The sequence below is a fragment of the Spirosoma sp. 48-14 genome, assembly GCF_001898575.1.
GTDB lineage: Bacteria > Bacteroidota > Bacteroidia > Cytophagales > Spirosomataceae > Spirosoma.
In genome coordinates this window covers 1-20566 of record NZ_MKUD01000084.1, presented here as the reverse complement: position 1 = coordinate 20566, position 20566 = coordinate 1, and the positions used below count along the sequence as shown (strand labels likewise).

The window sequence follows — 20566 nt, the reverse complement described above, 5'->3', positions numbered from 1 at the left end:
AGAACGCATTTGCGACAGGCAAAGGCTTTTTCTGCTCACCAATGGCAGGCTCCAAAATTGCACTTTTTAGAGCGAATATCTTTCAGGGCAAAGATATGTGTGACAGGCCATCCTACTAAAAAGTATTTTCAAAAAGTATCTTCGGTTTTTTATGACCATCTCAGTCCACGATATCAGTCATGTGTTTAAGTTGTTCCTGGCTTATATTGCTGCTCTCACTTGCCTTGCTCTTGGTACAGTTTGTGTTCAGTGGTAAGCTGCCCAGTCAGCAAACACATTGTTGATGGCCTTGACCTTCTCGATATGGCAAGCGTAGTAATGTAGAGATTCAGGACACTCCGGCTGCCACTAGTCATTCCTGCTCTAGTAGTTTATAAAGAAGTCCCCTCCGCAACTCTATACAAACCCAGGTTACTACAGCCAATGTTCATTATTGATCCGTTAGCTACCTTTTCGTCCTGTTGGTTTAATGAGTTGTTGATCTACCTGCACGGAGTTCAGAACTGGAATTTATTTATATTTACGCTCATTCAATCATACATACATCAATTTTACTATTTTTCACACATTTACAACCCCATCTGGAGTGAAGGTAATTTTAAAAAGTATAATGGTAGGCCTGTTTGCCTCCGTACTTGCTAACCCACTAGTTGGTTTTGCGCAAACTGGACCGGTAACGGCCGACGAAATAAAGAATGAACGAGTCAGCGACAATCGCCTACAAAGTGGCTACCAAACATCGGTGGCGGGTTGGGTCGTTAAATTGGGCGATACGCTAACGTTTGGTAGAGGGTCCATGCCCACTAAAGCATTTGCTTTCATTTACGATAATGCTGGTGGCGTGGGGGGCAAATATGTCAATGGTCAATTGGTGCGTACCCACTTAATGTCCGATTACGCCGGCAAACGGGGCATTGTTAAAGAACTGGTGCAGAGTGGTACGCGCAAACAGGGGTTCAGCATGGGAGCCGTTGTTGGGGTAGGCACCCTGACACGTTACTACATTGAACTGGAAAACGCCATTGCCGAAGGAGAACTCGCTTCCCCTGCTGGTGCTAAGCCTAAATCAGCCAGTTCGGTCAGTGTAGCCGATGAATTACTCAAGTTAAAACAACTGCTTGATGCTGGCGCGCTCACACAGAAAGAGTTTGACGACCAGAAGAAAAAACTATTGAATCAATAGGGGGTGATTCTGTTGGGGCTCCTCAATAGCCCTTGTCGCTCCGTTAAGCTATTTTATGGCAGATAACCCGGTTTCCATCAAGCCGGGTATTTTATTGCTTTTCGGAGCAGCCTTTACCCCTAATTAGTCAATTAGCCCTACCTTCGTTGATTAGTAGATGCGAAAGGCTATGACGTTTGATGAACTGAATCTGAATAAACCGCTCCTGAATGCGCTAAACGATATAGGGTACACAACACCGACAACCATCCAGCAAAACGTGTTTTCGGTCGTTATGTCGGGACGGGATGTTTGCGGACTGGCACAGACCGGAACGGGCAAAACGCTGGCGTATTTGCTACCCTGTCTGCGTCAGCTTCAGTTCTCGAAGGAGAAACTTCCGCAACTGATCATCCTGGTACCTACGCGTGAACTAGTTGTGCAGGTACTGGAAACCGTAACGCAATTGACAGCCTACCTGAATCTGGTAGCGGTGGGTGTTTATGGCGGTGTCAACATGAAGCCCCAGGTAGCTCAGGTTCAGCAAGGACTGGACATATTGGTGGCTACCCCCGGCCGTCTGGTCGATTTACTGTCGAATGGGGTTTTAAAGACCAAAGCGGTAAAAAAACTGGTTATCGATGAGGTCGATGAAATGCTGGACCTTGGGTTCCGGACGCAACTAAAAACCATCCTTGACCTGCTACCGCCAAAGCGCCAGAACCTGCTGTTTTCGGCTACCCTTACACCCGATGTCGAGCAACTGATCGATACGTTCTTCAATAACCCCGTTCGGGTAGAAGCAGCACCGATGGGTACGCCCCTCGAAAATATTGCTCAGACGGCGTATGCCGTTCCCAACTTCTACACCAAAGTGAATTTGCTGACGTTGCTGCTGCGTCAGGATGCGGATATGACTAAGGTGCTTGTCTTTGTGGCGACCCGACAGCTTGCCGATCAGTTGGAAGAAGAACTGGCCCCTTCCTTTCCAGACCAGGTTGGCATTATTCACGCCAGCAAAGCACAAAACCTTCGGTTCGAAGCGGTCGAAAAATTCAAATCGGGGCGCATACGGGTGTTGATTGCGACTGATATTGTTGCCCGTGGTATCGACGTTGCCCAGGTTTCGCATGTAGTCAATTTCGATATGCCCGACGTATCGGAAACCTACATTCACCGAATTGGCCGAACGGGTCGGGCCGATCAGCAAGGCATTGCCATCACCTTTCTGACACCCAACGACGACGAACGACGGGAAGCCGTTGAAGCCTTGATGAACTATACTATTCCGGTACTCCCTTTACCCACTGATCTAGTTATTTCCGAGGAACTGACAGACGCTGAACGGCCTAAAGTACACATGAGAGCCGTTGAGGTAAAAGCCCCTAAACGAGAGGATGTAGGCCCTGCTTTTCACGAAAAACTAGCCAAGAATAAAAAAGTAAATGTCCGGCGCGATTATGCGGCCGAAAAACGAGAAAAATATGGTCGACCCATTAAGCGAAGCGGAAAAAAGTAAGGTCACCTTTGCCTCACTTGGGCTATCGGAACCCCTGCTGAAAGCTGTAGAGGAGCAACAATACACACGCCCCTACCCCATTCAGCGGGACGCTATTCCACCCATTCTGCGTGGAAAGGATATTCTGGGCATCGCTAAAACAGGGTCGGGTAAAACGGCCAGTTTTGTTCTGCCGATTCTGGAGTTATTTCATCGAACAAAAACCGTTGGTAGTCGCTATGCCAGCGTGCTCGTGCTGGTGCCAACCCGTGAACTAGCGAGTCAGGTAGCCGATGTATTTCAACAACTGGGCGTGCATCTTTTCCCAAAAGTAAAAACGGTGGCGGTATATGGTGGCGTGTCCATCAATCCGCAGATGCAGGCCGTACATGGAGCCGATATTATTGTGGCTACACCGGGCCGGTTGCTGGATTTGCTCGATCAGAATGCCCTGCGTCTGTCAGACGTTGAGATCCTGGTTCTCGACGAAGCCGATAAGATGCTTGCCCTGGGCTTTGCCGATGAAATGAATCAACTGGTTGATCGGTTGCCCAAAAACCGACAGACGATCCTGTTCTCCGCAACGCTGGGCGATGCCATTGACGAGATCAATAAAAGTCTTCTGCGCACGCCCGTAACAATTGAAGTGGTCGAAGAAGCCACCAACCTCGAACTGATCGAGCAGGTTGCCTACAACGTTGACCCAACCCGCAAAGGGCCGTTGCTGCGCTATTTGATCAAAACCGAACAGATGCAACAGGTGCTGGTTTTCGCTTCGTCGACCCGAACAGCTGATAATCTAGTCGTTAAATTGACGAAAAACGGCATTCAGGCGGCTGCTATCCACGGCCAGAAAGGGCAGCAGGTTCGCACCGATGTACTCCACAAATTCAAGGCGGGCAAATTGCAGGTAATGGTAGCCACGGATCTGTTGGCGCGTGGCATCGACATTCAACTGCTTCCGTACGTAATCAACTTCGATCTGCCACGGTCTCCCAAAGATTACGTTCACCGAATTGGTCGGACGGGCCGTGCCGAAGCAACCGGAAAAGCCATTTCGCTCATCACACCCGACGACGAGCACCATTTTAAAATCATCCAGAAGAAGATGGGAAAACGGGTAGAGCAAATCGATACCACCGATCTGGATTTACAGGGCTACTGATCGTTATGTTCATAGTCTGGCCCAAACAGGCATCAGGGGGAATACGGATTGATTGTCTGAATCATACTTACAGCTTCAATCGTCGGCTAAAGAATACGGCTCTTTTCAGCTTTCAATCGAGTTAATTCACCCAGGAGCCGGGTCTTAGTCGCCAGCTCCGGCTGATCCAGCCGATCGGCCAGACGGGCTACAGCCAGGTTCAATGAATCTATTTCGGTTTCGCGACCCTGGTTAATATCGACCAGGGTCGAAATGAGCTGCCCCTCCGATCGTTGGCTGATTTGCAATAGCCGTTGCTCTACTTCCGCCCGATCCAGCCCGACGCCCACTTTTTTTGCCACGGCCAGACATTCGTCGATAACCTCACGCGCCAAAGCCAACGCCGATTCATTCCGATAAAAAATACCGTTATCGACGTCGAGCAGTGGGCAAATGGCATTGAACACACAATTGGTAATGACTTTCTCCCAAATAGCCTGCTGGATGGCAACTTCTGCCCGGAATGGAAACTGGGGGGTGGTAAGCGTTGCTACCAATTCGGACAGCTCAGTTTCGTGACCACGAACGACACCAACAGGAGAAGCCGCTACGGGCTTGTAGCGAACCACATAAGGAGCCTGTACCTGGCTGGTTGCCAGTAACACACATCGATAGAGTCGAGGAAAACCGGCCTCTAAAAACGGGTCTTCGACACCCAACCCATTTTGGAGCAACACAAGGGGTGACTGACCCGTTTTCCCATTCAGTCGCTGCGCCAGTTCCCGATTACCGAACGATTTACTGGTCAGCAAAACAGGCCCATTCAACGCATTCATTTCTTCCAGAGAACGAACGGGCACCGTGGCCGATAAGCTAGTGCCGTCGATACTGTCAACCGTAATGCTTGCTTCGTCCGTTTCTGCCGGGCTACCCTGCCGACCGCGTATCAGCGTGACGTCTTTACCAGCCTGCTTCAGCAACACGGCTAAGGTCATACCAATGGCGCCAACGCCAATTATGTAGATGGGGTTGTTCATGAGGGATGCGTAGACGATGGTTTAATAGCGACAAATCGAAGCCGTTTATAATCAGCGAACCAGTGCCCATCGGCATAATTGGTCGATCGAAGCGGGTCGTTTACGGCCGATAAAACCGTTTGTCGGTCATTGGCAGACAGGGCATTCAACACATCCCCCCGAAACATGGCCAGCCAGTCACTTATTCCGGTTTCAGGGTCAGCCAGTGGCGTATCGCGGTCGAAATATTGCATGAATGCGATGGAGAAACCAGCCGTTTCCAGCATCGCTGCATACTGCCCCAAACTCGGAAAGTAGTTTGGGTTGGCCGGTTCAGGTATCCCCAACGCAGCCAGAGCCTTCGTAAACGCGGTTAGGATGCGCTGCACATTACCCTTTCCTCCCATCTCCGCCACAAAACGCCCACCCGGTTTAAGCGCGGCAAACACATTGCTTAAGACCTTCGGTTGTTCAGTTTCAGAAATCCAGTGGAGGGTAGCATTGCTAAAAACCGCGTCGAAGGGTTGGTCTGCAACCCACTCCCGAGCATCCGCCTGTTGAAAGCGAAGATGCGGGAACGATTCTAGGGCTTTTTCAATCATCGAAGCGGAAGCATCGACCCCTATAACCTCTGCACCACGTTGAGCGATCTGAGCCGTCAGTTCACCCGTGCCGCAACCCAGGTCCAGAATTTGCTCGCCCGACTGCGGCTCCAGCAAACGGAGTACATCGGTTCCATAGTGAAAAACAAAGGCGTGTTTTTGCTGGTAGAGATCAGCATTCCAGGGGTTTTGCGAAGAATCCATAGTTCACAAATCGAAGTAACGATAAACGTTGAAAGAATGAGGGGCTATATAAGCCAGCTATCCAGCCCAGCGTCCTGATGGGCGTGGTTTGGGGGTCTATTGAATCATAATCCCAGTTGCTGGTGAATAAGTTGTCCGATGGTTTGCAGGCCCCAGGCAACACGCTCGTCAAACGGCATACCATAACTAAGTCGCATACAGTTGCCATACTGTGGCTGGAGGCTGAATACACAACCGGGCAGAATACTGATTTTGTATTCCGCCAGCTCATCGGCCAGAGCCAGCGTATCGATCCGAGCATCCACCTCGACCCATAAGGTAAATCCACCCTGCGGCTCGCTGATGCGTGTACCCTCCGGAAAGTAGGTTCGGATGGTTTGCTGATAACGCTGGCAATTACTTTTCAGCCGCTGCCGGAGTCGGCGCAGGTGCAGTTCATAGCGATCGTTGGCCAGAAAATTAGCCACTGCCTGCTGCGTTAATCCCGGCGAAAAGCCACCCTGATACCGCTTTATCTGGAATAGGGCCTCATAATAGCGCCCTGGGGCTACCCACCCTACCCGATAGCCAGGCGCCAGTGTTTTGCTAAACGATCCGCACCATAAAACCAACCCTTGCCGGTCGAAAGCCTTACAGGGTAGTGGTCGGTCAGGGGCAAAATGCAGGTCGCCATACAGATCATCTTCAATGAGTGGAATCTGGTAGCTTTCCATCAGCCGTACCAGTCGTTGTTTGTGCGTGATCGGCATACAGCAACCGAGTGGATTACTAAAGCTGGGCACCAGCAAACAGGCCTGCACCTGCCCTATTTGCAGATGCTTTTCCAGTACATCCAGGTCAACACCCGTCAGCGGATCGGTCGGGAGTTCGAGCACCTTCAAGCCTAGTGATAGTATGGTTTGAAGAATACCGAAATAGACAGGGCTTTCGACCGCAACCGTATCGCCCGGCCGGGTAACGGTTTTCAAACATAAGGTTAAGGCAGCCGTACAGCCTTCAGTTGTAATAATTTCCTCATCAGTAAGCTGACTACCCCAGAACAGGGCATAGCGGGCAATTTGTCGGCGCAATGCCTGATTCCCAACCATCTGTTCGTATTCGATTCCCCCATGCGGCAGTTCGCGCTGCGCCTGCTGAAGCGCCTTCGTCAGCTTGCTCACAGGCAACAATTCAGGAGCGGGCACACCCATCGACAGCGAAAGCCAGCCTGGCTCTCGCTGCTGCCGCATCCGTCTCCGTAACACCGATTCCTGATTAGACAGGCTTGTCTGATGGGCCATTGCCTGGGGCTCCGATCGACGTGGTACAGTGTCCATCCGATCAATCAGTGTTCGAGCGTAGTAGCCCGACTGAGGGCGAGCTTCTACCAGGCCTTCTGCCTCCAGACAATAGTAGGCTTGCTGTACCGTGTTGATGCTAACGCCCAGTTCCTGACTAAGCATCCGAACCGAAGGAAGTTTATCGCCCTCGGCCAGTACACCCAGCCGCAACTTATCGCCCAACTGACGAGCTACCTGCTGATACTTGGGAATCGATCCATTCATAGACAGTTGCTGATCGCGAAAGAGGTTTACGGAACAAAAGTAGAACACCCATCTGTACGATTTACCATACAGTTTTCGCGAAAGTAACCCGTACAGTTTTCCTGACTTGCCTACTGATCAGGAAAACCAACTGTACGGCGCTGTACGCACCAAAGTGTATCTTTTTCCGTACAGTCTGGATTCCGTTTTTTGCCCCATGCAAATTCAGACAACCTCCTTTCCCGATCTTGCCCGACTGCGGGCCGATACGCCCGGTTGCTACGATCATCTGTTTATGAATAGCGCCGGGGCTTCTTTAATGCCTACTCCCGTTGTGACGGCCATGATGGAGTATCTCCAGCAGGAGACCGAGTTGGGCGGTTATGAAGTCGAACGATTACGAAGCAGCCAGATCGCCCGATTTTATGACGAAACAGCCCGGCTGCTAAATACCAAACCGGGCAACATAGCCTATGCCTACAGTGCCACCGATGCGGGCTTTCAGGTTCTGTCGGCCATACCGTTTCGAGCGGGTGATACGATTCTGACAACCACGAACGATTACGTGTCCAACCAGCTGGCGTTTCTATCCATGCAGCAACGGCTAGGCATTCGCCTACTGCGAATCAATGATCTGCCCAACGGCGACCTCGACCTGACGCACCTGGACGAATTGATCCGCACGCATCGCCCCACATTGATAGCCATTACACACATTCCAACCAACTCAGGTCTGGTGCTGCCAGCCGAGGAAGTGGGCAGACTGTGTCGGCAATACGGCGTCTGGTACCTGCTCGATGCAGCTCAGTCGGTGGGACAGTTGCCGCTCGATGTCGCTCAGATCCAGCCCGATTTTCTGATCGCAACAGGCCGTAAGTTTTTACGTGGACCGCGTAATACGGGATTTCTATATGTTTCTGATCGCGTACTGGAAGCCGGATTGGCTCCGCTCCTTGTCGACCGTCGGGCGGCTAGCTGGACGGCGCCGGATGCCTACACCTTACAGACAGGTGCCCGCCGATTTGAACCCCAGGAGATTTCACTCCTCAGCGTGGGACTGGCCGAAGCCGTTCGGTACGCCAACGAGATAACCCTGGACGCCATTAGCCAGCAGAACCAACAGTTGATGCACCGACTCCGAACGGGGCTGCAACAAATTGATGGGCTGACTCTACTGGACCGGGGTTCCCAACAAAGCAACCTCCTGACCTTTCACACCACCCGCCAATCGCTGGCTACACTGGACGCTACACTCAGACGTGAGGGGGTAATTTTTACCGTACAACATGCCGGTGCCGCCTTGATCGATTTCCAGCGAAAAGGCATCGATTGGCTCATTCGGTTGTCACCTCACTATTTCAACACAGAGGAGGAAATCGACGCCGTCGTCGATGTTATCGGCCATGCGGTACACTAATCGCTCATTACCTTTGCTGGCATCCCCTCCGATTTTAGCTATAAACCAACCTGCCCCATGCAAACCGATTATCTGAAAAGTGTAATCAGTCAGTTTGAGTACTATAAACTACTGGGTGACAAAACGCTGGCCCAGCTTCCCGATGAAGCACTTTTCTGGCAGTATAGTACCGAAAGCAACAGCATTGCTATGATCGTCAAGCACCTGTGGGGGAATATGATGAGCCGCTGGACGGGCTTCCTGACCACCGATGGCGAAAAAGAATGGCGCGACCGCGATGGGGAATTTGTCAATGATCTTCAGTCGAGGGATGATCTGCTTCAAAAATGGCAGGAAGGCTGGTCTGTGCTGCTAGAAACGCTCAGATCCTTGCAGGAAGACGATCTGGCCAAAATCATCTACATCCGCAATCAGGGCCATTCGGTTCTGGAAGCCATCAACCGGCAACTGGCCCATTATCCGTATCATGTCGGACAAATCGTTTTTATCGGGAAAATGCTGGCTAAGGAGTGGACATCGCTCTCCATACCCAAAGGGGAATCCCGACAGTTTAATACCGATAAATTCGCAAAGCCCAAACACCGGGAACATTTTACCGACGAGTTTCTAAAGCCGGATCGACCAGATTCAGAAGACTAACCCAAACCAGGAAAACGCCATGACTCAACAAGTAGCGACTCAATTTGCCGATGAGTGGATCAGCGCCTTCAACGCACACGACCTGACCGCCATTCTGGACCATTACGCCGACGAACTGGAATTTTATTCGCCTTTTATTCCACTTCTGAACGTCAATGACTCAGGCTGTATTACCAGCAAACGTGACCTGGAACGCTATTTTCAGATCGGTCTGGATACGTATCCTGATCTACACTTCACGCTGCACAATGTGTTTGTCGGTATCGACACCCTGGCGATTTATTACACCTCTGTTCAGAGCCGACTGGCTTGTGAAGTGTTTCGGTTGAATGCCGCCGGGAAAGCCGATCGGGTCTTATGCCACTACACGACGGGCGCATCGCCCGACCCAAAAACAGCGTAAATGAAACAGTCACCGACCCTCTTTTATCATGTGTAACAACGAGCTACTAGCCCATGCTGTCAAGGCGTTAGCATACCGATTTAGAAAAGCGATCAATGGCTCAGCCGATCCGTTTGGCACGTTTACGATCAGTACGCATACCCGAAGCCCCAACCAGATTATCAATCACATGTATGATCTGGCTGTTAAAACAAAGCTCATGATTACTGAAGGGTCTATCAGTTGCCCAGCGCCCTCAGTTCTGGATTTTGCGGGGGAAACAACCCGATTCATTGAGGCATTGCATGAACTGGTCATCACGATAGATTCCGTTCCGATTAGCAGCGACATGCGTAAGCGCTTGTTACAGGGACCTATTTTAGACATGGCCACGCATATTGGGCAGTTAGCCATGCTGAACGGCCTCAACGGTAATCCTGTCCCCAAAGAAAGTTATTACAACGCCGATATTGAGTAACCCGTGCATGCAACTATCCGATACCAAACATAAAAGAGTGGTATCGCTGAAAATGCAGCACCCTCAAAGCCGAAAATGAACGTGAATCTCCCGGCTCATCACCTTAGAAAACCACGTTCATTTGACGACCTATACTACCGACCGCATACTAAGGTTCACCCATCTACACGGAGGAGGCTATTTATACCAGTTTGCTCTTGAAGAAATCGATGGTGCGCTGCCAGGCAAGCTCAGCCGCTGCTTTGTCGTATCGAGGGGTTGTGTCGTTATGGAAACCGTGATTGGCATTCGGATAAACATAGGCCGTGTAGTCTTTCTTATTCTCCTTCAGCGCAGCCTCATAAGCTGGCCAACCGGCATTGACGCCTTTATCCAATTCACCGTAGTGTAACAGCAGGGGCGCTTTTATTTTAGGAACATCTTCAACAGGCGGCTGACCTCCATAAAACGGAACCGCAGCCGCCAGATCGGGCATACGCACGGCCATCATGTTGGAAATCCAGCCTCCGAAACAAAACCCCACCACACCCACTTTGCCGTTGCAATTCGGATTGGTCTTTAAATATTCCGCAGCGGCTATAAAATCCTCCAGCATCTCATCGCGGTTACGCTTGCTTTGCAGTTCGCGTCCTTTATCGTCGCTACCGGGATAGCCACCCAGGGGCGACAGCGCATCGGGAGCCAGCGTGACAAATCCAGCCAGTGCCGCCCGACGGGCCACATCTTCGATATGCGGATTTAATCCCCGATTTTCGTGCACGACCACAATTCCGCCCAATTTTCCTTTCGCACCAGCTGGTTTCGACAGCAACGCCTTGATTGTACCTCCCCCTTTGGACGATGGATAATTCACGAATTCTGACGTCAGGCGTGGGTCATCAGCCTTAATTTGAATAGCGCCTTTGTAATCGGGCATCAAAAAACTCATCAGTGATGTAAGGGTAAGGCCACCTACAGCATAGGCTGATAATTTCTGGACAAAATCACGCCGATCGATACGGCTATGGGCATAGTCGTCGTAAAGGTCAAATACCTCCTGTTTAATGTCTTCTTTTCGGATGGGGTTCATGGTCGTTAGAATACGTGTTTGGTTTAAAAGTACGCAATTACCCGCTTATCCAGTATTTTCCAAATAAAAGCTTAGTTTACAACGTGGTAGCTCATTGACGAGCACCACTCATTCCTATATCCGCGCTCATCGTTGATTGCATTCAGCCTACTTACATACAGAACGTATCAGGCCTATAAGCGACTACTACCGCCCCTAGATTCAGAGGTCAATTCCACTTAGGTACGATTAGCTCAGTGGGCCAATACGGGCAAAACCCGCTGTAAATTTCAATTCCACTCAGGTACGATTAGAAGGTCAGTCACGGTGCAGATGGATCTGGCCAGTAGTTAATTTCAATTCCACTCAGGTACGATTAGAAGCAACTGGCCAGGCTACGACCCCCGTAAAGCCCCCGCATTTCAATTCCACTCAGGTACGATTAGAAGCCGTGAAATTAGGGCTAAAAAAGGGGCTTTGCGCAGCCCTATACCACTTTTTATCCGCTCAATTAGAAGATAATTATCGTCTATCAGCAATAATAGGAAAATACCCCGCGATCGACGATACCTATAAATCAATCAATTAGCTCCAATTACCCTCAATTTAGCCTATAAAACCAGCATGTCAAAGAACAGTTTGGCGGGATCGACGATACGAAGCCCTACAGAAAATCGTCTGTCGATTGCCGTTCTACCCCTACGATTTGCTTGTCGAGCCATTTCTGATCCCGGTTTTTGAACAGAATCAGACTGTCCTCTTCTTCGTTCATAATGCGCCTTGCCTCATACAATAACTCTTTCAACTGCACCTCCGTCAGTTCCCCCTCAAATACTGAATTCTGAATCCAGTTTAAATACCGCCGACAGAGTTTGAGCATCTTCCCAACCCGCTTCTGCCCCATATCGTAAACTAAAATTACATACATAATTAAAGAGCGAAAGAGTGAATGAGCGAAAGAGTGAAATTTCCGCGTCAGCCTTTCGCTCATTCACTCTTTCGCTCTTTATAAGCCTACCACCAGGCTTTGAAGGGTTTGTAGGCATCGATGCCGAGTAAATGCTTTTGTAATTTATAGCATTCCAGTTTGATCAGGTGTTTGTAGCTGACACTGCGTCCCAGCGATCGGTGCTTGATGGTTTCCTTCAACGAGGCATCGAACTCCTGCAAAAATCGCTTGCGTGCGCCTTCTTTCATCAAACAGCCGCCCACTTCCATCCGAAAATCTGACGGTTGTAGCTGCCGCTTGTTGACCATCCGAAAAATGAGCCGGTCGACCAGAATCGGTTTGAAGATCTCGGCCATGTCCAGCGCCAGCGAGTATCGACGCGCTCCCGGCTCATGCAGAAAGCTGATTGTTGGGTTCAGTTGGGTATGATAGATCATGCTCAGGCAGGCCGTGTAACAAAGCATATTACCCAAGGAGATCATGGCATTCAGCTCATTCTGCGGAGGCCGTTTGCTACGACCATCCATACAGAAAGTCTCACCCAGAATCGCGTCAAAACAGCTATAGTACGTTTGGCGGATATTGCCTTCAATGCCCATCAACGTCGGGACATCTGGCGCAGTAGGCACCGACGCCAGCAGTTGCTCGACCATGGCAATGGAATCGGACAGGCAGTTGGCCTTCCGATTATCGTAGTATTTCAGCACCCGCAGAATGTTGCAGGCAGCTCCCTCCACAAACGCCTGGGCAATGACCATGCGTTTTTTGGTCGATACATAGTGCTTCGTTTGCTCCACCTGCATCTTGCCAGCCAGCAGGTACTCGCGGGGCATAAACGAACCGGTATAGTGCTCGTAATAGTCGAAGAAGTGGACGGCGATTCCTTCTTTACCCAGAAAATTATACAGGGCCGAATTGGCATCTAAACTCCCGAATATATACAGGTCAGACACCTGCTCAACCGGCAAAAATCGGGGCTGGCCTTCGTTGCCATCCTCGTCAACAGGGGTGAACTTGAGGGTATTATCCTGTCGGCTCAGTCGCCCTGGATTCATCAGGTATTTAGTCTGTTTCATATTTTTTCGACAGGATTTACATGATTCACATGATTTTTATTCACCTGGAATCATCCTGTCAATCATGTAAATCCTGTCAAAAAACTACTTTTTATACGTTCGGTATTTCCGCTTCACCTTAACACTGCTCCCGAAATTAATGAGTAAGCCAACATCCAGCCCGGTAGCTGTCAGGTAATTGACTAACTGTGCTTCATGTTTGGGATGTATGGCTTCTACGGCTTTCAACTCAATCAATACATTTCCGTCAACAAGCATGTCGGCCACATAATCGCCCACCTGAACGCGCTGGTAAAAAACCGGAATGTTTACCTGCTGAACGACCGAAATTCCTCGATTATGTAATTCAACAGATAGTGCGTTTTCATACACTTTTTCCAGAAAGCCAGGGCCGAGCGTATTATGAACGGCATAAGCCGCTGCGATAATCTGGTGGGTTAGATTGTCATAATTCATTTTTTCGACAGGATTAACAGGATTGACAGGATTTTACTCGTTATAAGACGAGCTCGCACAGAAAAGTAATCTTGTCAATCTTGTTAATCCTGTCAGAAAAAACTGTTAATCCTGTCAAAAAGAATCCTCAGCTGCATAACAAAAATCGAAATAACTACACGACCGGCATTTACTTTTCGCGATCCGATCCGGGCATTGTTCGGAATCCACTATACGTTCGATGTCCTGCACCCAGGCTTCTACCATGGGTATATCTTCGTCGTCCAGCCGGACGGGCTGTGTCTGGCGTAGTTTCGGATACTCGATCAGGCCGGTGGCTCCTTGCACGCCATTTCGCCGGAGCAGATACAAATAGAACTGCACCTGCGCTACGTGCGAATGTTCGAGCTTGTCCGACTTCTTGATCTCATGCACGACTTTATCCACTGGGTCGTAGAAATCAATTCGAGAGCCATCCAGCAGAATTTCGCGGTATCGCTCAGCGCGTTGCGGGTATGACTTCTCACCGATAAACGACCCTTCGGCCACCAGTTCGGAGGTATGCTCCATCTCAATCTTGTGATGAAACAACCATAACTTCCGGTGACAGACTTTATAGTATTTAATATACGTGCCGGTGATAGTCATAGAAAAGACATTTACAAGAAATTATCGATTGTTGTCAATTCACGTAATGTCAGTCCTATATCCTCGTTGTACAAACCATCATTAGCTACATATACCTTTGTTAGATCTTCATCAATGTAAACGTTCTCAGTGTAAAGCGCTCCTATTTTTAACCCTTTCTCTATTAGATAAACGGGCAGTTCAATAGCCTGATCATTTTTTGTAGCATTGAAGTCTGACCAGTTCTTGAATGCGGTTTGTTCTAATTTTCCAATAAATACAGAATCATTACCCACGATGTCACGGCTTCGCCAAAATGCGGTTTCAGCATCGTCTTCTCGTGTGGTACTCATCGAACCAATTATCCAGTTAGTTATAAAAAGTTGCTTCAAATTTTCCGCATTCGTTTGTGCCTTTGTACTTTGAACCGAAGTCGTTGCATATACTTCATTAAGTATTGATGTAAATACATTAGCAGAATAAGAACGAACTGCCAATTTGTCCTTTGTGCTCACTAAACATGGGCTCGGCAACCAGCTAGCACCCCGTTTATAAGTACCGTAGGGGGCTGGATAAATTTCTCCGTTCGTAGTTGGTATAACTACATGTAACTCCCCAACACCGGTAGTGCTGAAACGGCTTAAACGGCCTGCCCGTTGAATCAAACGGTCAATAGGGCACAGTTCCGAAAGCATAATATCAGCACTTATATTGACACTCATTTCACCAATCTGAGTTAGGATAACAATTCCTTCTGCCAGTTTTTCTTCCCAAGCTTTACGCCCTAATTTCTCAAGTAATATGTCTTCTTTTTCCTTCTTATGTGGTTCTGTAAATCGACTGTGATAAAGTGTGGGGGTCACTCCCTGCCCGCAAAACCAATCATAAAATTGCATAGCCTTTGCGACAGTATTGGCATAAATAATAGCACACCGTGCTTTAATACATTTATTGAGTAGGCCCTCTAATTCGGAGATAGATTCGTATTCTCTAATCGATTTAATGTTGCATCGAATACGTTCAAGGTCAGATTCATCTTCATAAATTTTCTTAACATCGTATCCCGTTGCTTGATACAGCGGCAAGCAAGAATCGGGCAATGAAGCACTCATCAATAAGACCGGTACTTTCCATGCATGCAGTGCCGTTAACAATATCAAAATATTAGCCTGAGTGAAATCATCGTAAAAATCAGCCTCATCTATAACCAAACAGCTATTAGCCAGATTAAAGGCAATTAAATGATGATCTTCGCGGGTAAGGGTTAATGACATTAATAAGTGATCGATAGTACAGACCGTTACTGGTGTCATCAGTTGCCTAGCCGATTCGTGCTGTTTCTGCGCTTCTTTAAAATGAATTCGTTTTTCTTCAATGGCTAACCGAAACTTGTTATGCCATGCACTTGAATGATACAATCCTGTGTCAGAAAGGCTTTCGGCTACATTGATAGACAACGCGTTTGACGTAAAGCGCGTAGGCATAGCAATAACTAACCGCTGTGCTCGTCCTGCTTCAATTTGTTTAGAAGCCCATAGCAAAGCAGAATCTGTTTTACCTGCTCCAGTTGGAGCGCGAACTAATAACAACTCTTCCTGCCAATTCGCTTCGACTATCCGCTGAACATTACGCCTTTCCGAATGAGGAAATTTATATTCAAATGATTTAGGATCAGATAAATTCTCTCCTGACTCTTTAGCGCTTGTTCGGCGGTCGGCGACTTGTAGGTAAGATCTTACACCAGCATATTCATAATGCGGCAATAGCGCCTTTTCAAAGTCATGATGGCTTTCAAACTGATTATTATGTTGCTTAAACTTCCGCCATAGCTTTTCACCTTCACCTTTAAATACTGGCCGTTTCCATTTATCCTCGTGTCTAACAGACAGCTTTCCATGGTGCGCACCGATAGCGATTTGAACGGGCAATGAGAAGTTACCTTTCTGCCGTTGGATCAGTGAATCAATCTCGTGCCTAATATCTGCTTTTAATAAATTACGACCTGTTTGCCCTTTGCATGCTCGTTCGTAATCTTGGTAAGAGCCACCAAATTCAGCATGCCATTTTAAATAGTCGTTGTAATCCTGCTGACAGGCTGATTGCCATTTTGGGTGTTTTTTGCCGTCATCATGAAATTTGCAGGCTATGTTTAAACGTTTACGTAAATCATTACCCGTCAACTGATGGTATTTATCAAATGTGGTTGACAGGCAACGCATCAGCATTTGTCCTTCATTAACAACGCCTGTAACATGCTGCGTAAATGTTATTCCACTGGGTTTGGCAAGAGATTCAGTAGTCGTCATATGCTGGCAGGTATTTTTGACATGAGACAAGTAAGTTCTTACCGCTTCAGTCGGTGATTGTAGCGGTAAGAACTCTTTCTAATTACGGCCTGCAAATTCTTCGAACGTCATCACAGCACTATCACCTTCACTTAAATCAGTTAGAGTCGAAGAAGCTAATAAAGTCAATGCTTCCTCATAGGCTTTAAATACGGATTCATCAGTATCGTCATCACCTAAAAAGTATTGCGCATTGCGTGACTGTAATTCAGCCAGAATATTTTTTTGCTGGGTTTCGCCTACCGAAAAATAGCGAGCGGCCTTGCGACTGTGTTTTGTATCAAACACAATCAGAACTTTTAGTGGCTCACCACTTACGGCATTACGAGCTTGGTTGGAATAGTCCTGCAACGAGCGTGTAGCCTCTAGGAACAGCCTTACACGACGCATACGTTCTGCTTCGGGCGCATGCTTATGATGGGTGGTTTCCAGATGGAACGAATTCTGGTAGCGGAAAGCCTTCGACGTACTCAATGATGTAATATCCAGATAAAAGTTCATTAACATCATATCGTTCTCACTGAACTCACGAGTTGCAAGTGCCTGATCACGACTATCTTCATTAGGGTCCTGTTTAAGGCGAATCAACAAATCCCGACCTACTTTGCTTTCTTCTAAGGCTACTGCCATTGTAGCAGATAGTGGCGCTGTTCGACGGCCTGAATAATCCCCTCTGGAAGGATGCATGAACCCACCCATGTCGGCCCTAAGGTCAACCTCAATATGGTTGCTGACTCCATCGCCATTTGAAACATAGGTTTGCGCTCTGTCGGGGTCGGCTGCATTCAAACGCGACATGGCCGAAAATAGAACGTGCCGCTGCATTTGTCCTGAAACGTATACTTTCCCGTCCGGCGTCCGTTTGATGGAGGAAGCATTCCCGAGTAATTTTTCACCCCCATTAGCCATATGGTAATCAAAAGGCGCAACTATCGAAACAAGTATTCCTGAAATTTCCATAAAGAATATTGGTTTAAGAAGTTATCAACTAAGCTTGTAAGTCTAAATCATCTTCTTCGTTTTGATTTTCGATATTATCTATAGGCCCATCCGAAGCTTTAGGCTCATATTTATTGCGCAAACGCGAAAAAGCAATCAGCATATTTTGCGCTTGCTTAAGTGTCAATCCGTCAGGCATGGCTTTACCAACCAGAGTTTTCTCAATGAATAATCCAGCTTCTTCAGGAGCATCTATACCACCCGCTAATCGTCCAGCGCGGGCAATCGTGTGTGAAACAAGATCATCGCTTGTTTTAGCAGAGAAGATTGCACTTTCCAATTCAACCAACATTTTAGCCTTGATCTTACGCTCGTCAGCAGTTAGTGGAGTCGGCTTGGCACCGGGAGGTGTATTTCTCTCCGATATAGCAACTAAATAAGCGACGCGATTGAACCAACTGCCAAGTGCCTTAGCAGATTTTACGGTCTCGGGTGATATACCTTCCATTTTTTCAAAATAAGTGGTGAATAAGATGTTGGTTTGAGAAGGGTATTCAGCTCGTTGAGCTAAGAAATCACGAAATGATACTCTGTTAAATTGGATCAGAAAACGGGCTGTAAACAAGTCGAAAACCTGATAGTCGTTTCGGTTATCAAGATTTCGTGGGCCTGGGCTCAACAGTACAGTATAATAAAGGCTATCAATAATTTCACTAAGCCGATTTTCTTTTGCTAAATCAACAAGGTAGTGATTGTATCGGAACGACTGCGCTTTGCCATAACTGATGACATACATTTGAGCATTTTTCAAGCTTTCAAGTACGTCCAGCGCCCAAGGTGTATCTTCCGCTTCTTTAGCCCATGAACCAATTGAACCTAAAAGTGCTACAGGACCAAGCGCACTGCTTCGAGGTGCATGGGGGAAATTACCATCATATATTTTAGGTCGTAAAGGGCTTTCTTTTGTTACTTCACCTTTTTTATTTTTCTCCTGAAACACCCCACCCTATAATGCATCATTCTGTAGATATTGGTCCCGTACTTTCCTGAAAAGCTTGATAAATTGAACGGTGTCTTTAATTGAATCGAAGGCCGGAAGTATAGTCGTGTTAGTACGTTCTGTTTTTCCCTGAGCATACGTTTTATATGCCATTGCAGGCTTAAAAGCGGTGAGTGAGGTAAGTAGAGCAAAAGCATTTTCAGCGGTTGATACTGACGGCTTTCCTCGACCAGCGGTTGCTCCAAAGCTTAAGTATTCGCCAGACGTTGGTGTTGATGACATACTAGCCTTAGTTGTTTTACTCAAGTTTACAACTCCATTATTTTTTACTAATTCACCTTGAATTTCAGTAATCCAATCTGTGCAACTTTTGATCAGGTTACCCGCTGCTTTATCCGAAGCAATAACATTGGGAGCCAGAAAAACACCTTTACTTGTATCTCCCTTGGCGTCATCACAAAACGCAAATTTTACCGAACGCATACCAGCGTAAGAGGTTGCTGGTTTCATGCGAAAATCCAGTAAACTTTTCTGTAACTCACGGATCAAAGCTGGTGCATGCTCGTTGACTGAAATACCCTCTTCAAGGTTTGTCTCAGCCAAAAACAGGGCATAGCCGTATCGTAAATAAGGATGTGTCATGACCGATCTATTTGAATATCCACCCAGCCATCATTTGTGCCTAGGTACACAAGATTGTTTGTGATTAAAGCCTCCTCAAGTCGCTGTAGCAGAGCCGCATCTATATCAAGTTTGAGTACATAGCTACCGCTCGCCATTAAATATTCTCGCGTTGCTAAGGTTGAATAATAGAGAGGGAAAGAGCCTATTTGAGCAGTAAAAAGGTCGCCTAACGCTTTTTTTGTCGGACGGTCGGGTTTTTCAGAATCGCGTTCAATGAGTCGTTTACGTCTGACAACTTCAATATCCTGATTCATACTACCATTAGCATGAACTGGATTGTCGCCAGCATCCGTACGGCGAAAAGCTTTCTTCCATAAATCATCGATGTGGATAACAGGAGGAACAAGCGTAAGGCTGATGTCGAATAAATGGTAAAGCAGTGGCAAATAGCCCGACTTAGAATAAGCTTTCTCAAATTTTACTTTTCCTTTCTGCTTCTTCTCATAAGCTTTTGTTAGATCTTTAAAAAGTCGCTCTCGGTCTTTTAGGCTAAGGTGTAAACCAAGCACATTCTCAAATAAACCACACAGTTGGTGTTTTGAAGGCGCAGTAAGCGTTTTGTAGTACGAACCAGGCACCTCGTCAATCATCGAATAAGGTGCTAGAGGTTGAAGAATCAGTTTACAGTTCGTCCGTTCACCGTCTTGAGTAATAAACGATATATCCATAAATATTCTACCAAGAGAAAGAAATATGTTAAAACCCGCTAAAAAATAATCTTTATTGACAATTATATTTACAAAGAGTCGCAGCGATTGGAATTAAAATAGAGAAAGAAATATGTTTCTAATCGTACCTCGTTGCGACTCATTTTCCCTAAATCTATATGCTCCACAACTACCTTTTCATTGACGAATGCGGTGATCCTGAATTCTATGGCAAACGCAAGAAGTTGCTGGTTGGCGAACTAGGCTATCAGCCGTTGCTAATTCTGGGACTGGTCGAAACATCAGATCGAAGAGCATTACGACAAGCTATTCTAGAATTACAACAGCGACTTTCAGGCGACTCTCTGTATCGTAGCATTCCGTCCGTTAAGAAAGCCGATTGGTTTCTACATGCTCGCGCGGATCATACCGATGTGCGAGCAGAAGTGTTCAAGTTTATCCGAGCGTATGAGGATATTCGGTTCCACGCGGTCATCGCTCGAAAAGATATTCAGCGCTTTAGCCAGAAGCACAATAACAGGCCCTCCGAGTTTTATTTTGATGTTGTTCAGCATCTGTTACGAGGTCGATTACGGCCCGAAGTCTACCAACACATTTACTTAGCTCAAAAGCAGAAATCAGGACAAAGTCAACTAATGGATCAAGGACAATACTTGTGGAGCAACTTGGATTAAGCATATAACTGAGTGAGCCGATATAAGAAGAATTCCACATTTCGAACCCCTCTGAA

The 20566-nt window shown here is 47.4% G+C and carries 21 protein-coding genes and 1 CRISPR repeat array; of the genes, 8 read left to right on the top strand and 13 right to left on the bottom strand.

Translation table 11 applies throughout. The features are described from left to right. Window positions 1-586 precede the first annotated feature (586 nt). The 3 genes from BGO59_RS33580 to BGO59_RS33570 all read left to right on the top strand — a co-directional run bounded on the left by BGO59_RS33580 (window position 587) and on the right by BGO59_RS33570 (window position 3825). Window positions 587-1183, top strand: coding sequence for an SHOCT domain-containing protein (locus BGO59_RS33580; RefSeq protein WP_293691626.1), 597 nt, complete (start codon window positions 587-589; stop codon window positions 1181-1183). A gap of 169 nt (window positions 1184-1352) precedes the next feature. Next, complete coding sequence (locus tag BGO59_RS33575; protein WP_293691624.1) at window positions 1353-2681, top strand: DEAD/DEAH box helicase; 1329 nt, start codon at window positions 1353-1355, stop codon at window positions 2679-2681. After that, complete coding sequence (locus BGO59_RS33570; protein ID WP_293691622.1) at window positions 2647-3825, top strand: DEAD/DEAH box helicase; 1179 nt, start codon at window positions 2647-2649, stop codon at window positions 3823-3825. The genes BGO59_RS33575 and BGO59_RS33570 overlap by 35 nt, the downstream gene beginning before the upstream one ends. A gap of 86 nt (window positions 3826-3911) precedes the next feature. Here BGO59_RS33570 and BGO59_RS33565 read toward each other — a convergent pair whose 3' ends face one another. The 3 genes from BGO59_RS33565 to BGO59_RS33555 form a co-directional block, all read right to left on the bottom strand. Next, a complete protein-coding gene (locus BGO59_RS33565; protein WP_293691620.1) occupies window positions 3912-4841 on the bottom strand; it encodes a ketopantoate reductase family protein in 930 nt (309 codons plus the stop codon). Continuing rightward, the gene (locus BGO59_RS33560; RefSeq protein WP_293691618.1) at window positions 4838-5626 is read right to left on the bottom strand and encodes a class I SAM-dependent methyltransferase; all 789 of its coding nucleotides are present in this window, start codon (window positions 5624-5626) and stop codon (window positions 4838-4840) included. Before BGO59_RS33560 ends, BGO59_RS33565 begins: the two co-directional genes overlap by 4 nt. 104 nt (window positions 5627-5730) lie before the next feature. Further along, window positions 5731-7170, bottom strand: coding sequence for a PLP-dependent aminotransferase family protein (locus BGO59_RS33555; protein ID WP_293691616.1), 1440 nt, complete (start codon window positions 7168-7170; stop codon window positions 5731-5733). A 196-nt stretch (window positions 7171-7366) separates the two neighbouring features. Here BGO59_RS33555 and BGO59_RS33550 point away from each other — a divergent pair, with 196 nt between their 5' ends. The 4 genes from BGO59_RS33550 to BGO59_RS33535 are packed head-to-tail and all read left to right on the top strand — an operon-like array spanning window position 7367 to window position 10065. Continuing rightward, complete coding sequence (locus BGO59_RS33550) at window positions 7367-8566, top strand: aminotransferase class V-fold PLP-dependent enzyme (RefSeq protein ID WP_293691614.1); 1200 nt, start codon at window positions 7367-7369, stop codon at window positions 8564-8566. Between the two features lie 57 nt (window positions 8567-8623). Beyond that, window positions 8624-9205 (top strand): DUF1572 family protein, encoded by a 582-nt coding sequence (locus BGO59_RS33545; protein WP_293691613.1) that lies wholly within the window; start codon window positions 8624-8626, stop codon window positions 9203-9205. Between the two features lie 19 nt (window positions 9206-9224). After that, window positions 9225-9608, top strand: a complete 384-nt coding sequence (locus tag BGO59_RS33540) for a nuclear transport factor 2 family protein (RefSeq protein WP_293691612.1) — start codon at window positions 9225-9227, stop codon at window positions 9606-9608. 28 nt (window positions 9609-9636) lie between these two features. Then, complete coding sequence (locus BGO59_RS33535) at window positions 9637-10065, top strand: hypothetical protein (RefSeq protein WP_293691611.1); 429 nt, start codon at window positions 9637-9639, stop codon at window positions 10063-10065. 181 nt (window positions 10066-10246) lie between these two features. Here the strand turns inward: BGO59_RS33535 and BGO59_RS33530 are convergent, their stop codons facing one another. The 10 genes from BGO59_RS33530 to cas5p all read right to left on the bottom strand — a co-directional run bounded on the left by BGO59_RS33530 (window position 10247) and on the right by cas5p (window position 19836). Continuing rightward, entirely contained in the window at window positions 10247-11134 is an 888-nt protein-coding gene (locus BGO59_RS33530) for a dienelactone hydrolase family protein (protein WP_293691609.1), read from the bottom strand. A gap of 205 nt (window positions 11135-11339) precedes the next feature. Then, window positions 11340-11562: a CRISPR direct-repeat array (repeat unit 30 nt; unit sequence ATTTCAATTCCACTCAGGTACGATTAGAAG). 215 nt (window positions 11563-11777) lie between these two features. Continuing rightward, window positions 11778-12041, bottom strand: coding sequence for a CRISPR-associated endonuclease Cas2 (gene cas2 / locus BGO59_RS33525; RefSeq protein ID WP_080055563.1), 264 nt, complete (start codon window positions 12039-12041; stop codon window positions 11778-11780). An 86-nt stretch (window positions 12042-12127) separates the two neighbouring features. Next, a complete protein-coding gene (gene cas1b, locus BGO59_RS33520) occupies window positions 12128-13138 on the bottom strand; it encodes a type I-B CRISPR-associated endonuclease Cas1b (RefSeq protein WP_293691607.1) in 1011 nt (336 codons plus the stop codon). Window positions 13139-13222: 84 nt separating this feature from the next. Next, a complete protein-coding gene (locus BGO59_RS33515) occupies window positions 13223-13594 on the bottom strand; it encodes a GxxExxY protein (RefSeq protein ID WP_293691605.1) in 372 nt (123 codons plus the stop codon). A 114-nt stretch (window positions 13595-13708) separates the two neighbouring features. Further along, window positions 13709-14221 (bottom strand): CRISPR-associated protein Cas4, encoded by a 513-nt coding sequence (cas4, locus tag BGO59_RS33510; protein ID WP_293691603.1) that lies wholly within the window; start codon window positions 14219-14221, stop codon window positions 13709-13711. A gap of 11 nt (window positions 14222-14232) precedes the next feature. Then, window positions 14233-16506, bottom strand: a complete 2274-nt coding sequence (gene cas3, locus BGO59_RS33505) for a CRISPR-associated helicase Cas3' (RefSeq protein WP_293691601.1) — start codon at window positions 16504-16506, stop codon at window positions 14233-14235. A 78-nt stretch (window positions 16507-16584) separates the two neighbouring features. Further along, the gene (gene cas7p / locus BGO59_RS33500) at window positions 16585-17505 is read right to left on the bottom strand and encodes a type I-PGING CRISPR-associated protein Cas7/Csp1 (protein WP_293691599.1); all 921 of its coding nucleotides are present in this window, start codon (window positions 17503-17505) and stop codon (window positions 16585-16587) included. Between the two features lie 28 nt (window positions 17506-17533). Then, entirely contained in the window at window positions 17534-18484 is a 951-nt protein-coding gene (locus BGO59_RS33495) for a hypothetical protein (RefSeq protein WP_293691597.1), read from the bottom strand. 6 nt (window positions 18485-18490) lie between these two features. Then, complete coding sequence (locus BGO59_RS33490; protein WP_293691595.1) at window positions 18491-19126, bottom strand: hypothetical protein; 636 nt, start codon at window positions 19124-19126, stop codon at window positions 18491-18493. Beyond that, window positions 19123-19836, bottom strand: a complete 714-nt coding sequence (gene cas5p, locus BGO59_RS33485) for a type I-PGING CRISPR-associated protein Cas5p (protein ID WP_293691593.1) — start codon at window positions 19834-19836, stop codon at window positions 19123-19125. The genes BGO59_RS33490 and cas5p overlap by 4 nt, the downstream gene beginning before the upstream one ends. A gap of 158 nt (window positions 19837-19994) precedes the next feature. On the opposite strand from cas5p, the gene BGO59_RS33480 reads away from it, so the two are divergent. Further along, window positions 19995-20510 (top strand): hypothetical protein, encoded by a 516-nt coding sequence (locus BGO59_RS33480; RefSeq protein WP_293691591.1) that lies wholly within the window; start codon window positions 19995-19997, stop codon window positions 20508-20510. Window positions 20511-20566 lie beyond the last annotated feature (56 nt).

Bases quoted from the DNA above. Each gene is read 5' to 3' on its own strand.
- BGO59_RS33575 (WP_293691624.1), top strand. From the start codon at position 1,353: ATGACGTTTGATGAACTGAATCTGAATAAACCGCTCCTGAATGCGCTA.
- BGO59_RS33570 (WP_293691622.1), top strand. From the start codon at position 2,647: ATGGTCGACCCATTAAGCGAAGCGGAAAAAAGTAAGGTCACCTTTGCC.
- BGO59_RS33565 (WP_293691620.1), bottom strand. From the start codon at position 4,841: ATGAACAACCCCATCTACATAATTGGCGTTGGCGCCATTGGTATGACC.
- BGO59_RS33560 (WP_293691618.1), bottom strand. From the start codon at position 5,626: ATGGATTCTTCGCAAAACCCCTGGAATGCTGATCTCTACCAGCAAAAA.
- BGO59_RS33555 (WP_293691616.1), bottom strand. From the start codon at position 7,170: ATGAATGGATCGATTCCCAAGTATCAGCAGGTAGCTCGTCAGTTGGGC.
- BGO59_RS33550 (WP_293691614.1), top strand. From the start codon at position 7,367: ATGCAAATTCAGACAACCTCCTTTCCCGATCTTGCCCGACTGCGGGCC.
- BGO59_RS33545 (WP_293691613.1), top strand. From the start codon at position 8,624: ATGCAAACCGATTATCTGAAAAGTGTAATCAGTCAGTTTGAGTACTAT.
- BGO59_RS33540 (WP_293691612.1), top strand. From the start codon at position 9,225: ATGACTCAACAAGTAGCGACTCAATTTGCCGATGAGTGGATCAGCGCC.
- BGO59_RS33535 (WP_293691611.1), top strand. From the start codon at position 9,637: ATGTGTAACAACGAGCTACTAGCCCATGCTGTCAAGGCGTTAGCATAC.
- BGO59_RS33530 (WP_293691609.1), bottom strand. From the start codon at position 11,134: ATGAACCCCATCCGAAAAGAAGACATTAAACAGGAGGTATTTGACCTT.
- cas2 (WP_080055563.1), bottom strand. From the start codon at position 12,041: ATGTATGTAATTTTAGTTTACGATATGGGGCAGAAGCGGGTTGGGAAG.
- cas1b (WP_293691607.1), bottom strand. From the start codon at position 13,138: ATGAAACAGACTAAATACCTGATGAATCCAGGGCGACTGAGCCGACAG.
- BGO59_RS33515 (WP_293691605.1), bottom strand. From the start codon at position 13,594: ATGAATTATGACAATCTAACCCACCAGATTATCGCAGCGGCTTATGCC.
- cas4 (WP_293691603.1), bottom strand. From the start codon at position 14,221: ATGACTATCACCGGCACGTATATTAAATACTATAAAGTCTGTCACCGG.
- cas3 (WP_293691601.1), bottom strand. From the start codon at position 16,506: ATGACGACTACTGAATCTCTTGCCAAACCCAGTGGAATAACATTTACG.
- cas7p (WP_293691599.1), bottom strand. From the start codon at position 17,505: ATGGAAATTTCAGGAATACTTGTTTCGATAGTTGCGCCTTTTGATTAC.
- BGO59_RS33490 (WP_293691595.1), bottom strand. From the start codon at position 19,126: ATGACACATCCTTATTTACGATACGGCTATGCCCTGTTTTTGGCTGAG.
- cas5p (WP_293691593.1), bottom strand. From the start codon at position 19,836: ATGGATATATCGTTTATTACTCAAGACGGTGAACGGACGAACTGTAAA.
- BGO59_RS33480 (WP_293691591.1), top strand. From the start codon at position 19,995: ATGCTCCACAACTACCTTTTCATTGACGAATGCGGTGATCCTGAATTC.